General features: G+C 68.2%; 11 protein-coding genes, 1 tRNA gene and 1 pseudogene. 4 read left to right on the top strand and 9 right to left on the bottom strand.

What is annotated here, in order from left to right; translation table 11 throughout:
- The gene (locus tag ABZW18_RS27130; protein WP_356192135.1) at positions 1-759 is read left to right on the top strand and encodes a glycosyltransferase; all 759 of its coding nucleotides are present in this window, start codon (positions 1-3) and stop codon (positions 757-759) included.
- Here ABZW18_RS27130 and ABZW18_RS27125 read toward each other — a convergent pair.
- Positions 749-1,050 (bottom strand): annotated as a pseudogene (locus tag ABZW18_RS27125) (UTRA domain-containing protein); the annotation flags it as partial. The gene ABZW18_RS27130 and the pseudogene ABZW18_RS27125 overlap by 11 nt on opposite strands.
- Here ABZW18_RS27125 and ABZW18_RS27120 point away from each other — a divergent pair.
- On the top strand, positions 940-1,161 hold the full coding sequence (locus ABZW18_RS27120; protein WP_356192186.1) for a hypothetical protein: 222 nt from the start codon (positions 940-942) through the stop codon (positions 1,159-1,161). The pseudogene ABZW18_RS27125 and the gene ABZW18_RS27120 overlap by 111 nt on opposite strands.
- Positions 1,162-1,247: 86 nt before the next feature.
- Here ABZW18_RS27120 and ABZW18_RS27115 read toward each other — a convergent pair whose 3' ends face one another.
- Positions 1,248-2,171, bottom strand: coding sequence for an FkbM family methyltransferase (locus ABZW18_RS27115; protein WP_356192183.1), 924 nt, complete (start codon positions 2,169-2,171; stop codon positions 1,248-1,250).
- A 48-nt stretch (positions 2,172-2,219) separates the two neighbouring features.
- A complete protein-coding gene (locus tag ABZW18_RS27110) occupies positions 2,220-2,690 on the bottom strand; it encodes a hypothetical protein (RefSeq protein WP_356192132.1) in 471 nt (156 codons plus the stop codon).
- A gap of 254 nt (positions 2,691-2,944) precedes the next feature.
- Between ABZW18_RS27110 and ABZW18_RS27105 the strand changes: the two genes are divergently transcribed.
- Entirely contained in the window at positions 2,945-3,220 is a 276-nt protein-coding gene (locus tag ABZW18_RS27105) for a hypothetical protein (RefSeq protein WP_356192130.1), read from the top strand.
- A 108-nt stretch (positions 3,221-3,328) separates the two neighbouring features.
- Here the strand turns inward: ABZW18_RS27105 and ABZW18_RS27100 are convergent, their stop codons facing one another.
- Positions 3,329-7,345: an AAA family ATPase gene (locus ABZW18_RS27100; protein WP_356192128.1), complete on the bottom strand. Its 4,017-nt coding sequence runs from the start codon at positions 7,343-7,345 to the stop codon at positions 3,329-3,331.
- A 1,115-nt stretch (positions 7,346-8,460) separates the two neighbouring features.
- Between ABZW18_RS27100 and ABZW18_RS27095 the strand changes: the two genes are divergently transcribed.
- A tRNA-Ser gene (locus ABZW18_RS27095) sits at positions 8,461-8,547 on the top strand.
- A 142-nt stretch (positions 8,548-8,689) separates the two neighbouring features.
- On the opposite strand, the gene ABZW18_RS27090 is transcribed toward ABZW18_RS27095, so the two are convergent.
- The 5 genes from ABZW18_RS27090 to ABZW18_RS27070 form a co-directional block, all read right to left on the bottom strand.
- Entirely contained in the window at positions 8,690-10,099 is a 1,410-nt protein-coding gene (locus ABZW18_RS27090; protein ID WP_356192125.1) for a tyrosine-type recombinase/integrase, read from the bottom strand.
- 59 nt (positions 10,100-10,158) lie between these two features.
- Positions 10,159-10,347, bottom strand: coding sequence for a helix-turn-helix domain-containing protein (locus ABZW18_RS27085; protein ID WP_356192123.1), 189 nt, complete (start codon positions 10,345-10,347; stop codon positions 10,159-10,161).
- Positions 10,348-10,932: 585 nt separating this feature from the next.
- The gene (locus ABZW18_RS27080) at positions 10,933-12,408 is read right to left on the bottom strand and encodes an ATP-binding protein (RefSeq protein ID WP_356192120.1); all 1,476 of its coding nucleotides are present in this window, start codon (positions 12,406-12,408) and stop codon (positions 10,933-10,935) included.
- Between the two features lie 2 nt (positions 12,409-12,410).
- Positions 12,411-13,271, bottom strand: coding sequence for a bifunctional DNA primase/polymerase (locus ABZW18_RS27075; RefSeq protein ID WP_356192117.1), 861 nt, complete (start codon positions 13,269-13,271; stop codon positions 12,411-12,413).
- A gap of 90 nt (positions 13,272-13,361) precedes the next feature.
- A complete protein-coding gene (locus ABZW18_RS27070) occupies positions 13,362-13,652 on the bottom strand; it encodes a hypothetical protein (protein ID WP_356192115.1) in 291 nt (96 codons plus the stop codon).
- Between the last annotated feature and the right edge of the window lie 82 nt (positions 13,653-13,734).

The following is a 13,734-nucleotide window of genomic DNA, read 5'->3' as shown; positions in this document are numbered from 1 at the left end:
GTGCGTCGGCGCATCATCATCGTCACCGCTGTTCACGCACCCTCCGTCCCGTTCCTGCCGGACGCGTACAAGTCGCTCTGCGAGCAGGAACTCCCCGAGGGCTGGGACTGGCACTGGGTCGTTCAGGAAGACGGAACAGGTGACGAGGTCGCTCCCCATGTGCCGGATGATCCGCGGGTGACCTTTCGGCAGGGGCGGCGCGGGGGCCCGGGAGTCGCCCGAACGATCGCTCTCGCACACGCGGACGGCGAGTACGTCAAGGTCCTGGACGCCGACGACCAACTGACCCCCGGCGTCCTGGCCCGCGATCTGGCCGTCCTCGAAGGGGACCGCAGCATCGGCTGGGCGACTTCGCGCGTCCTCGATCTGCTGCCCGACGGCTCCACAGCCGGATTCGACAAGGACCCGGCCGAAGGGCCCATCGAACGCGGGGCCGTGCTGGAGCACTGGCAGGCGCACGACTTCCGCGCCCAGGTTCACCCGGCGACGCTGTTCGTCCGTCGTGATCTGCTGCTCGCTCTCGGCGGTTGGATGGCCCTGCCGGCCTCGGAGGACACGGGGCTTCTGCTCGCGTTGAACTCCGTCAGCCGAGGCTGGTTCACGCGCGAATACGGGCTCCTCTACCGCAAGTGGCCCGGTCAAGCCACCAGCCAGGCCGCCCACACCGATACCGGCGAGCGCGACGCGCGTATGGCCGTCGTCGAGGCCAGGGCGCGTGAACTGGCGTACTTCCAGTGGCGCTACCCGGTCACCGGCTGACCGGCACTTCGTAGACGATCTCGCAGAGAGCGGCGGGCACGACGATGTCCGTCGTCTCCACTGGTCGGCCGTCGTCGCTGTAGCACGTGCGGCGGATGCGGGTGACGAACGTGCCTCGCTGTACGCCGAGCAGGGCCGCCTCCTCGGCGGAGGCCTCTCCCGGCTCCGGCTGCTCCCCGCGTGGGTGACCGTGATGCCGATCTCCGCCACGCGGTCGACCACACCCTCCCCGGCATGAGGCCCGCCCTCGGGCAGCACCACGAGCGTGCCCGCCGTGATGCTGTATGGCTCCCCACCGACACGGGCGGCTGCGAGCCGAGGCATGCGGTTGCCTACGCGGCCTACCTGGAGGAGCCGAACGGCGACGACGGTCCCCACCTTCCGGCGGAGTCGTTCGGATAAACACGGGCACGCCCCGTATGGACGGCGGAGGATCCCCCGACCGCTGCCAGAGGCCCGGCTCTCTGCTTCGAGAGGGCCGGGCTTCGTCATGGAAGAGTCTCGGCATCGATCCGCGAGAAGATCAGATCGCTCTCGCCGATGATCGGTTGCTGCCAGCGGATCGGCGGAATGGGGGAGTGGCGGAGTGCTGAGACGTAGCCCTCCGGAGAGTATTGGTTGGCAAGGCGGTAGGTGTGGAAGCCGTGTACTCGCATCGTCTCCGTGAGCTCATCAACCGAGTCACCGAGCTGCGCCATGCGGGCGGGGGTGACCTCGACAGTGATCTCCGCATCCGGCCTGAGCTGATCGAGGAGGGGAGTCAGCCCTTGGACGACACCGCCCTCCGCGCCCTCCACATCGATCTTGATGACTCTGGCGTTGGTGATTTCCGCAGGACTGAGTACTTCCGTCAGTGGACGGGCCTCGATCTCGAACGTGGATTCCGCCTGCCCCTCGTACGGGACGATGCTGTTCGCGCCCATGTTTTTCGAACTCGCCAGGACGAAGGTCAGCATCTTCCGGCTGTCGGACACCGCGGTGTTGACCGCGCGGACGTTGTCGCAAGCGTTGAGCTGTGCGTGCTGCAGAAGCCGCCGGTGGAAGGTCGGCGAAGCCTCGATTGCCACCACCTGACCCCCGCTCCCGACAAGGCGTGAGGCCAGCACACTGAAGTAACCGATGTTCGCTCCGATGTCGACGAACGTATCCCCGGACCGCAGTCTGCGCCGGAGCCAGTGCGTCATGTGCGGCTCCCACACCCCGAACAGGTAGAGGTACCGCTGAATGAGGTCCTGCGTGTCGACAGCGAACCGGGCGCCGAACCGAGCGCGGACGACGCGTCGGCGAGGGTGATCCCTCAGGTGGGAATTCAGGTATCGGGTAGCCAACGGTGCCTTGCCGAGCGATCCGGGGGCATCACGCACGTACGAACGGCAGAGGGTGATCAATGCCTCTGAAGTGTGATCGCTCATCCCGGATGCGCCCATGGGGCTCACGATAGGACCCGCTCACGTGAACGCCTACTGCCCTCCGCTGGCCACCGCGAGCCAGTATGCGACCCTGCGCACCGTGTCCTCGTCGAGTTGGTCAACCAGGGCTTGAATGGCGGCTGAGTCCTCGGGTGCCAGGTCGTAGAGACATGCCTTGCTCAGGCCCGCCATCAGGGTCTGGTGCCGCCGGTCGCTCATGCGCTCCCCGAGCTTGCCCGTTTCTCGTTGTTTGCCGGACGGCGGCTGAGGCGCGGCCACGGGAGCAGCAGCGGCAGGGGTGTCGAACCGCTTCCAGACACCATGGTCCGGGCCCCACAGGTCGACCGTCGGGTCCTCTCCGCGCGCCCGGATGGTCTGCTGCATCTGTCCGAGCGCATAGAGCACGGAGGAGCGGTGGGGCGCCTCGGCGCCCACCTTCCAGGAGGCCGTTGCCGGCTGGTAGAACATCGCGACCCAGCGCGGGGAACCAGGTGGTTCGGGGCTGTGGGGACATGTTTCCACTGCGCTCACCCTTCGCGAGGTAGAACGGCGAGAGCCGAATGTAGCTGACGGACCGTCAACTATCTACCCGCGTGTGGACCCGCTCACCCAGCAGCGAGGAGACACCGCCACGCTCGCCCGAGGGCTCGGCGCATGGGCCGCCCTGGTGCAGCGGTCGGCGTGCAGTGGCTGAAGAGGGATGGCGCGGCAGTCCCTCGCGGAACGGCCGTCGGTCGCACTCCCAAGATCCTGGGGGACGTGCGTTCGAGCGGATCATGCTGCTAGCCGGCGACGACGTCGTGGAGGCAGCGCACCAGCTGAACGCGGCGGCTTTGGAGGTCGACTGGCAGGCCACAGGCAAGATCGAGGGCGCCTTGGAGGAGTGGCGCGAGCGGACCCGGATCGCCGAGATCGTTGAGCTGCGCCGGCGCGGTGACCGCTCGGTCGGTCAGATCACCTATCCACGTTGTTCCTGTTCTCCGCAGGACATGGAAGCGCCCGGTCGCTGGCGACGGGGGATGCACCAGCGACCGGGCTGTAGCCAAGCGTAACAAGGCTGCTTGTGCGGCGGGAGCCGACTGCTGTGCGGTAACGAGGAGTTGTGATCGGGATCACGAAATGACGCTCCCGAGCATGGCGTTGGTTGAGGCCGGCTGCCGTTACCGGCTGCACGGAGGCGCGTACGAGAGGCGGGGCAGAAACTCACGCCATTTTCCCGGCGTCAGAACGCCCTGAGTGGTCGAGCAAATGCGACGAATGGCCTCGTCAACGTCCAGGTTCCACAGCCGGACGGTATCGGTGCCGCTCGACACTCCGAGCATGCGGCTGTTGGGGCTGAACGACAGGAAATTGCCTGTCTTGGCGTTGGGGCTCATCGATTGACCGATGGGAGCGGCCCTGGACGGGAGGGTGACGTTCCAGAGCCGGACCGTGTTGTCGTTGCCGCCGCTCGCCAGGGTGCGACCGTCCTGGCTGAACGTCAGCGACACGATTGCTTCGGTGTGGCCCGTGAGGCGGGAACCCAGCTGGGTCGGCTTGAGGGGGTCGGTGATGTTCCAGAGGCGGACTGTGTTGTCGTCGCTGCCACTGGCCAATGTATGGCCGTCCGGACTGAAGGCGAGTGCGTTGATGGGTCCTAGATGTCCCGTGAGGGGTGAGCCGAGTTGGGCGGCTTGGCGCCCGCTGGCAACCTTCCAGAGCCGGATGGTGTCGTCCGCGCTGCCGCTGGCGAGGGTACGGCCGTCCGGGCTGAAGACGAGGGAGTCGACGTAGCCCTTGTGGCCGGTGAGCGGCTCACCGAGCGGGAGAGGGCGGGATGGGTCGCTGACGTTCCACAGCTGGATGGTGCGGTCGTCGTGGGCGGTTGCCAGTGTGCGGCCGTCCGGGCTGAAGACGAGTGCGCCGGCGCCTGCGAATCGTGTCTGCAGCGCGATGGGCGCTCCGGAGGAGACGGGGCGCTTCGGATCAGTGACGTTCCACAGTTGCACTGCGCGGTTTCCCGTGAATACCGCGAGTGTGCGGCCGTCGGGGGAGAACGTGAGCGAACGTACGTCACCCTCCCCCGGTATGAACGGCTTGCCCAGAGGTACGGGCCGGTTGGGATTCTCCACGTTCCACAGACGGACCTTATCGTCGCGCGCTGCTGTGGCGAGTACGTGCCCGTCCGGGCGGAACGCTCCGATGCGGCCGATCATGTCCGACGTCGGCATCGACCACAGCCGGACCGTGTTGTCGCCGCTCCCAGTGGCGAGCGTACGGCCGTCGGGGCGGAAGCCCAGGGCGTACATCTCGCCATTGCTGCCCGCGAGAGGCTCGCCGACCTGGGACGGGTATGCCGGATCGCTGACGTTCCACAGGCTGGCCGTGCTGTCCGCGCTGGCGGCGGCGAGCATGGTTCCGTCGGGGCTGAAGGCCACCGACCATATGGCACCGGTGTGGCCGGTGAGCGGTGCGCCGAGCGGTGCCGCGTGACGTGGGTCGGTCACGTTCCACAGGCGGGTGGCGTTGTCCGCGCTTCCGCTGGCGAGAGTGCGTCCGTCCGGGCTGAAGGCGACGGAGTGCACCAGGTCCGTGTGGCCGGTGAGCGGTGCGCCGAGCGGTGCCGTGTGGCGTGGGTCTGCCACGTCCCACAGTCTGATCGTGTCGTCGTCGCCGCCGGCCGCGAGCGTGCGTCCGTCGGGGCTGAACGCCACAGAGCGCACAGCGGCGGTGTGGCCGGTCAAGGCGCTGAGCGCCTTCGGCCGACGCGGGTCGGCTACGTCCCACAGGTGAACGGCGTGATCCTCGTTCGCAGAGGCCAGAGTGCGGCCGTCCGGGCTGAAGGCGAGCAGGTAGGTCGTGCCGTTGTCACCGGTCAAGGGTGCGCCGAGGGGCTGCGGGTGACTGGGATCCCGTACGTTCCACAGCCGGATCGTGCCGTCGTCTCCAGTGCTTGCGAGGGTGTGGCCGTCCGGGCTGAAGACCGCGGTGCTCACCCAGCTCGTGTGGCCGGTGAGGGGCTTGCCCAGCTGTCTGGGGCGACTCGTGTCTGACACGTCCCACAGTCGAACGGTCCGGTCGTAGCTGGCGGTGGCCAGAATCCGCCCATTCGGGCTGAATGATGTGAGGTAGACGGCGCCGGTGTGGCCAAGAAGCGGCGTGGCCAGCGGCGCGTTCACGATCGAGATCAGCCGGTTGTTCGTGCCCTCGTCGTTCGGACGCAAGCGATGTGCCACCAGGTCGAGTTGAGCGGACAACGGCGGATCCGTGTACTGGACGCGATCGGCTTCGGCGAGCACCTGCTCGAACACGGCATCGTCCCGCTGCTGCCACGCGACCACCGTCGAACCGACAGCCAGCATCGCCAGGACGACCAGAGCCGATACCGCGCCGCGGCTGATCCAGACTGTGCGCTTGCGCAGCCTGACCGAAGCAGCCAGGAATTCCACCGCGCTCCGGGTCAGAAAGGTTTCACCCGCAGATTTTGCCCAGTGGTGGGCCTGTTCCAGACGGGAGCCCCGGTAGAGCAGTGACGTATCGCGGTTCGAGCCCTCCCAGGCCCTGCCGTCCTCCTCCAGCCGCTGGCGCAGCAGGTTGCCGTTCCTGTCCTCGTCGATCCAGTCGCGTAGGCGTGGCCAGGCGTGGAGCAGCGCTTCGTGGGTGATCTCCACGGTCTCCGCGTCGAGTGTCACCAATCGGGCGCGAACCAGTGTTTCGAGCGATTCCTCCGTCTTGTTGGGGTCCGTTGTCTCCTCCGCCAGTTGGCGCCGCGTCCCCCGCCTACGGGTGGCCTGGGTGTCTTCGCCCAGCCGGACCAGCCTGAGCAGGAGCAGTCTCGCGGCCGTGCGTGCTGCCGGGTCGAGGCCGGACCAAGCCCGCTCGGCGGTCGCCGCGACCGCTCCCTGGATTCCGCCCGCCGCGCGGTAGCCGGCCAGCGTCAGCCTTCCCGCCTTCCGTCGCTGCCAGGTGGCGAGCAGGGCGTGGGAGACGAGCGGCAGCACCCCCGCGTCGTGCGCCCCGCGGGGGCCGTCAGCGCTCACTTCCCGGACGATCAGCTCCGCAAGCCCCGCTTCGAGTTCCAGACCCACGGCCTTGGCCGGGCCGGTCACCGCTTCGCGCAACTCCGTGGTGGTCAGCGTCCCGAGCACCATGTGCCGGTGTTGCAGCGCGTCGGCCAGTGCGGGATACCCGAGGCATTGCTCGTAGAAGTCGGCGCGTATGCCGAGGACTACGAGCACGGGGGCCGGGTCACCGGGGTCGGCGGGCGAGCAGGCAGCGTGGAGGAGTTGGATGAAAGTGCGCCTGTGCGCCTCGTCGGAGCAGAGGGTGAACGCCTCCTCGAACTGATCCACGATGACGACCGGACGGTCGGCGGAGGATGTCTCGCGTTGCGCCCATGCCGTGACGGCCTCCCTCACCGCGTGCGCGAATCGCGGAGTACCGGGCTCCTTCGCCGTCGGTTCCTCCGCGGCAGTGACGACGTGTGCGAGCTCGGGGATCCGACGGGTCAGCTCCGCGAGCGGATCGCCTCCCGGCAGGAGTTGCAGTACCTCTCTCGCCCGACTGTTTTCCTCACCCAGTGCGCCGTTCTGCAATGCGGGCACCAAGCCGGCGTTCAGCAGGGAGGATTTTCCGGCCCCTGAGGCGCCCACGAGCATGACCAGGCCACCCGTCCTCTCCGCTGCTCGGAGCTGAGCAACGAGGGCATCCGTGCTCCGCTCTCGGCCGAAGAACCACCGGGCGTCTTGCTGACGGTACGAAGCCAGCCCCCGGTATGGGCACACACCACCGGGGACGGTCGGGGCTTCGACCCGGGCGCGTTCGTCCTCTTCCGTGGATGCCGCGGGGCGGTCGCCGACCGGGTCGGCCACCGCGCGCTCCCATAGGCGTTGCCACTGGGCCAGGTCGTACAGGCCCGTGGACACCGGCGCGGGCCGCGAGCGCCGTGCTTCGGGGATCAGGATGTGCAGCACTGTTGCGAGGGCGGCGAACTGAGCGGGCACGTTCTTGGCCCGTCGCCAGTCGCTGATCCGCTGAGCGGACACCCGCACGGGCCGCCCTCGTTCGTCGACCCGCTGAAGCCGGACCACTGCCTCGGCCACGCGCTTGAGGGGAGGGTCACCAGCTTCCTTGTACAGCAGCGCGAGACGCTCCGCGAAGGCTGTGCGTGCCCCTGAGTCGGAACTCAAGGTCTCCACCCCTTACTTCCCCCGCACCTGGACATCCGGACCGGAAAACCCACTCTAATGGCTGACCTGCGGTTAAGTCGTTGGCCCGGTGCCGGGACCTCCTCGGCGGGAGCCACAGCTGGCAGGATCATGACGCAGTAGCGAACCAGCCGCGCGGCGCCCGGATCGGCCATCAGCTCAGCGCTCGGAGAGACAACTCATGACGCCGCATGTTCTCGGTCATCTTCCGCTGGAGTTACGAGACGGTGGCGACGGTCTCGTCGCGTGAGCTTGAGAGATCCGTGGAACCGGTCCCCTCCGGAGCGCTATCGCGTCGACCACGGGTCCCGCCTTTCCTCGATCCACGCCGGTACGGCGCGGATCGACGCCGCCCGCGCCGTTCGGTACCGGTCCCCACGTGGGGAGGGACCGGCACCGAACGGTGCGGCGTGTGGAGGGCGTGCAGGCCAGTACGCGGCCTTGTATCTGCCATGCGGCTCGGGGCCGTGAGTGCGGTCCGGGCGGGCTCGCCGGCTGGCCCAAGGGTGGTCAGCGGCGGGTCTTACGTGGATTCGCATATCCCGCGCCGCCGACTGTCGGCTGCTGCCCGCTTGATGCACGGTGAGGAACGGCTTGCGGGCGGTGGTCGACGGTGATCGTACGCGCGGACAATCCGGCCGCGATGCCGCGAGAGATCTCCTCTCGCTCGACCGACGACAGGTGCTGTGCGCGTCGACGCCGCGCCGTCGGCCGGATGCCTCCGCTGACCGTCAGGACCGCACGTGACCGTCAGGACCGCACGCACGTTCCTTGGATGAGTCCCCAGGGCGCGTCCGATCACGCTGAGCGGCTCACCCCGCCGCCACCGCTCCCACAACTCCGTGACCTGCTCGTCCGAGAACCCCACACCGGCCTCCGGCCCGCACCATCCACATCTGGGTGATGCGTTGACCGGTTGAGGTCGCCTACACCGCGTGGCAAACCTTCCCGATCACAGCACTGGCGGGAGGCGTCCACAGCCGCGCTGCGGTCCATGATCAGAGGCTGTTTCTGGAGCTCACGGACCAGGGACGGACCAACGGCCCCGACGACGGGTCCCGCCCGGTAGGCTGTAGCCGCCTCCGCAGCAGGTGGGCGGGGGCATGGGAGGGTTGCCCGAGCGGCCTAAGGGAACGGTCTTGAAAACCGTCGTGGCAGCGATGTCACCGTGGGTTCAAATCCCACACCCTCCGCAGCAGGTCAGAAGGTTGCAGGTCAGAAGGGGTGCCACTCTCCGGAGCGGCACCCCTTCTGTATGCAGCCTGTCTCACCCTTTCTCGCCCGTATCCCAGCTTTGACCAGTGCGTATGGGCCATCTGTGGGCCAGGATCAGGGCTACTCCCCCTCGTCGAGCGCGTGGGCGATCAGGCTGTTGGAGTGCTGCTGGCCGCCCTTAAGGATCTTCGCGTAGAAGCGGTACAGCACGGCGATGCTGTGGCCGGCGCGTGCGGCGACCTCTGCGGGGTCTACCCCCGACTTGATCCAGAGCGAGACTCCCGCGTGCCGCAGGGAGTACGGCACCGCCGCAAGGTCGGACTTCACCTCGCTGGGAGTGAGTACGGTTTTCCGGGCTCGTTCCCACATATCGCAGTATTCGGTAGACGCCACGCGTCCCCCACGTGCGGCCCGGAAGAGGCGACCGTCGTCGGTCGTGCCGTATCGGGCGATGTGCTCTCGGAGTAGATGCACGAGAACGGGCGGGATAGGAACGGTGCGTGTTGCGCCGCTTCTACGTCGCTTAAGGCCGCGCTTCTCGTATGACGTGCCCTCGTCCGTCCAGCCGCCACCGACCTCCGGGCGGCTTTCTCCGAGAAGTAGTTCGCCCCACTCCTTCACGGACTGAGGGGAGTTGGGCGGGAGGGCGCAGTCAGAATCCTTGAGCGCGACGATTTCGCTGGGCCGCATGGCTGCGTAGTAGAGGCACCCGAAGAACGCATGCAGGTGCTTGCCGCGGGGTCCGGAGTCGCGGACGGCCCCGAGTAAGGCGCGCGCCACGTCCGGGCCCGGTACGTACCGGAAATCAATCTCGGCGTCGGCCTCGGGTGGCGTCCAGTCCACGCGGGGCAGAGGGTTCGCTGCGAGGAGTCCTTTCTCCTCAACCGTGTAGCGCAGCACGTTACTCAGCACCATGCGCTTGCGCCGAGCGGTGTTCTCGGCGGCCTTACCACCGTCCAGCCGGAGCGACAGCGCCTCCAGGGCAGGACGCAGAAGCGTAGGGTCCTCCAGGTCCTTGACCTTGATGGAGTGGGCAGCAATCCAGTCCAGGGCGGTACGGATGTCGGCGGGTGGCTCCTCGACGACATGACGCGACACCCAGGTCCCTTCGGGGCCACGAACAGCCCGGAATGCCCACTGGTACAAGGCGGTGCGCAATACCGCGGTACGGGGTGCTCCCCGCTTGCTCGTGACAAGCACAGGGGTCACGACAGCGAGCGATTCCGCGATGCTCGCCCGGTGCTTAGCTGCGGCGCGCGGCCACTTCATCAGTACGTAGCCGGTGACGTGCTCGTACCAGGACGGGGAAGTGCGAGCCCTCAATTCACCTGCGGGCAGGCCCGTTTCCTCGTCAAATTGCTGGTGCTCGCGCAGAGCGGCCATCAACTCCGATCGGCGCCCCTCAGCTTGCGGCTTGAGCTTGAAGCTCCGGGAGTGGGGACGCTCACCGACTCGCCAACGCAGTTCCCAGGGCTTCGGTCGGCCGGCGCGCTTGCGGATGGACCAAATGTCGACGTCGTACGTGAGCATCTCTCTCCAGACAGAGGAGGGGCCCGCGCTCAGCGCGGGCCCCGGTGAAACGATCGGATTTACGCGGCGTGCTGCTCGCAGCGCTCCCACCACGCGTCAAGATCAGCGCGACTCACGCGCAGTTCGCCGTTGGGGAGCTTGTGGAGACGTGGGGCCTGGCCGCGAGCGCGCATGCGGTAGAAGGCGGCGCGGCTCATGTCGATCTCTTCGAGTACCTCGCGGAGCTTGAGTTTTTTGGGGCGAGCCATCGTTGCGACTCCTCGTCTTGGCCTTCTGGGGGATCCGCAACATCCGCCACGCCGCAACATTGCTGGTCAGCGGCTTAAATCTGTGGCGGATGCCGTTTCTGTTGTGGATAGGTGCCGCCACGCGCGGGCGTAGCGGGCCTGCGAATCGGGTTGGTTTCGCGCCTTCTCAGGGGCCCGCGCCTGTCCGAGGCCCGGGATTCTGCGTCACCGCGTCATCTGCGTCATTTGCGCGTCTGACCTGCGGTTTTGAGTGACGCAGAGGTCTCGGAGGTGTGTCACCGGCGCGGGTGGTCTTTGTCATCGGTGACGCGGGTGACGCGGGGTGACGCAGCCGCCGCTCTCCTGCGTCACCGCTGTAGCGGCTGGTCACGGGGCGTTTGCGTCCTTGGGTGACGCGGGTGACGCAGCGTCCCTTTTCTTCGGACAAGAGAAGGGGTGTCTGTTGTGGTGCGCTGCGCCTCAGAGCGGGAAGAAGGAGCCGGCTTCGCGGCACGTCCGCCGGGCGGCGCGTTGCGCCGAACAGCAAGAGGAGCACGCTGCCCGTGGTGCTCCTCTTGCTTGTGCGGGCGTTCATGGTGTCGCCGGTCAGAGCATCCGCTCCTGCTCGTGTGGCGGCGGGGTCGGCAGTCGGGTCATCTCGATGTAGCGGGCCGCTTTGGTGCGGCCCCAGTCGATGAGGACGCCCCGGGCGGCCAGGGTCGGCTGGAGGCGCTTGAGGCGGTCGGAGAGGACTTTGCCCGTGGTCGGCCACCCCTTGGGCAGGGGGCGGCAGTCGTCGCCGGTGTAGAGGCGGGTCAGGCAGTGCAGCCACTCAGCAGAGGTCATCCGCGTCTCTGCCCCCGCTTCGAGGCCGGCGGCGTGCTGCAGCACGGTCTGCGCGAGGAGGTCGCCTTCGATGACGTCGTCGTTGAGGTCGTCCAGGCTGGTCCGGTAGGCGTTGAGCGCTCCGAGGCCGGTCGCCGCATCGAGCTGTGCGCACAGGTGGGCGAAGTCGGCCATGCGCAGGTCGGTGGGGATGTCGGCCTCGGCTGCGCGGACCTGGACCGTGAGGTCGAGGAGGGACCCGAGGACGACAGGGAGAAGGTCTTCGAACTCCGCCCACAGTTCGGCCTCGGTACGCCGGGTGCGGGGTCGTTCCAGGCGCAGCGGCAGGAGACGTTCGGCGAGGTCGGGTCGGATGACGCCCACGTCGATGCCGGTCAGGAGCAGGGGGCGGCGGTAGCGGGCGCGGACCACGTCGCCGTCGGTGTACAGGGCGCGTTTGATGGTCTCGGCGCCGGTGACGATGCAGCACATGAGGTCGGACAGGTCCGGAGCCAGGTGGGAGAGGTTGTCCAGGGCGGTGACCCATCCGGCTGCCACGGCCGCGATCAGGTTCTCTTCGTCCTTCGGTGCGCGGCGCAGGTCGCCGCTCATCCCTTCGATGATCCTGACGAGCATCCGTCCTCCGGTGGACTTGCCCGCACCCTGGGGGCCTGTGAGGAAGGGGGCGGGGACGGGCACGGACGGCCCGAGGCAGCCGATGAGCCAGGCGACGGCCAGGCATTCGGTCTCCGCGTTGGCGAAGTTGCACAGCCGGAGTAGGAGGTCGATGCCCTTGCCGTCGGTGTCCTTGGCGGGCAGAGGGAGTTCGCCGGTGAGCTGGGTCCGTCGCCAGCACACCTCGCGCGGGTCGGGGGTGACGATGTCCCAACCGGTGGGGTGGATGCGGATGGACTGTCCGTCGTTGCGGCCCAGGTCAAGCCACGTCGCGCCGTCGAATCCCGGCGCGACGCGGATGTGCACGGGCTGCACGTCCTGGCTCATCGCCAGCGCTTCGATGAGGTCCAACGCCTCCTTGAGCGCCGTCCCGTTGAACACGCCGTGCCCGTCGTGGAAGAGGCCGACCATAAGTTCCTGACGGTGGCTGCCCGAGGTGCCCTGTGAGCGGATCGGACGTGCCACGGGGTGGCCGTTCTTCTGCGCGAACACCGTCCCGTCGGCGGTGCGGAAGTACCGGAAGTGCTCTTGCGCGTAGTCGGCGATGACCTCGCGAGCCGGAGTCTTGTCTTCGTCGGACATGGTCACAGTCCCAACCTGGTGAGGGCGTTGGTCCATGCGTCGGTGCAGTGCCGGGGTGATTCGCCCTTGGCCTGCGCGGCGGTGAAGAGTCGCGTGATGTGGGCGTCGGTGAGGCAGTCGCACCGGCCGTGGGTGGACAGCACGGCGAGGAACGTCCGGTAGACGGTGGCGTGGACATCGTCGCGGGCTTCGGTGATGCGCTGCTCGGCCATGGAGATGCCACGGTGCAGGTAGGCGGGCGTGCGGTGGCGGCACTCCCCGTTCCCGGCCCGTGTGGGCACGGTGATGGTCTGCGGTGCGGGCCGGGCCGTGGAGGGTTCCTTCACGGCCAGCGCGCGCACAATCGCCGGCAGCGCCGTCATGGTGCCGGTGCCGGGACCGAGCCACCGTGCGTAGGCCATGGTGGACTTGACGTCGACACCGTCACGGACGGCGTTCACGGAGCGCATGGTGCCTCGGTAGATCCAGTGTTCGCCGCGCGTGGTGGCCACAGTCTGCGTGGATGGCAGGGTGCGGCCGGCCCAGGCGATGGCGGCCGGGTTGTCGAGGTCGACGACGGTGAGGCCGGCGCCGCCGGGGTGGTAGGCCACCGCTGCCGCGTCGCGCCACGCCCGCGCCCACGTCGGCGCGTTAATGACGCCGGGGTCGGTGGTGGCGGCGGCCCAGCCGTGGCAGGGCGCCGGGCAGGTGCAGGGGCCGGGGGTCTTCATGTTCGGTCGGCCGCCGCACGCGTTGTCGGTGCAGCGGCGGCAGTTGCCGAACGGCACCTTCCCAGCTCGTAACGGCAGCACGGGCACGCCGGAGGCTGCCAGGGAGAGAGCGGTATGCAGGTGCTCTCCCCGAATGTCGGTCGGTTGCGTCATGCTGGGAGACCTCCACAGGTCAGTTGTGGGCAGGTGGACAAGGGCGGCCCCGCTTCTTTGGCGAGACGGTGGGGGCCGCCCTTGGCGTAGCTAGGTGTTCTTGGAGCGGGCGAGGCGCAGGGTGATGCCGCCGATTCCGAGGGGTCCGGCGGCGTCGGCGATGACAGTGAAGGTGTGGGCCGCGGCATCGAGCAGGAAGCAGATGGCGGCGACCAGCCCCCAACCGCCGGCCACGACCGCGCCGACGATGGCGAACGGGACGACGATGCGCCGCCACGGAAGGCCGGACGGGGTGTCGTTGACGACGAACACGACCGGCTGCCCGGTGGCTTGTGCGCGTTGGAAGACGTCGGTGGGGATGTGCGGGGGGGACTGCTGCACGGATAGGTGACAGTCGGGTTTCATGCCGCGAGGGCCGTGGCGGGCTTCATGGTGGTCTCGAACTCGATGGGGGTCAATCGAC

Origin of the sequence: Streptomyces sp. NPDC004647 (assembly GCF_040609575.1) — a bacterium.
Taxonomy (GTDB): Bacteria; Actinomycetota; Actinomycetes; order Streptomycetales; family Streptomycetaceae; genus Streptomyces.
The sequence above is the reverse complement of the archived record's forward strand: the minus strand, read 5'-3'. Positions and strand labels throughout refer to the sequence as shown.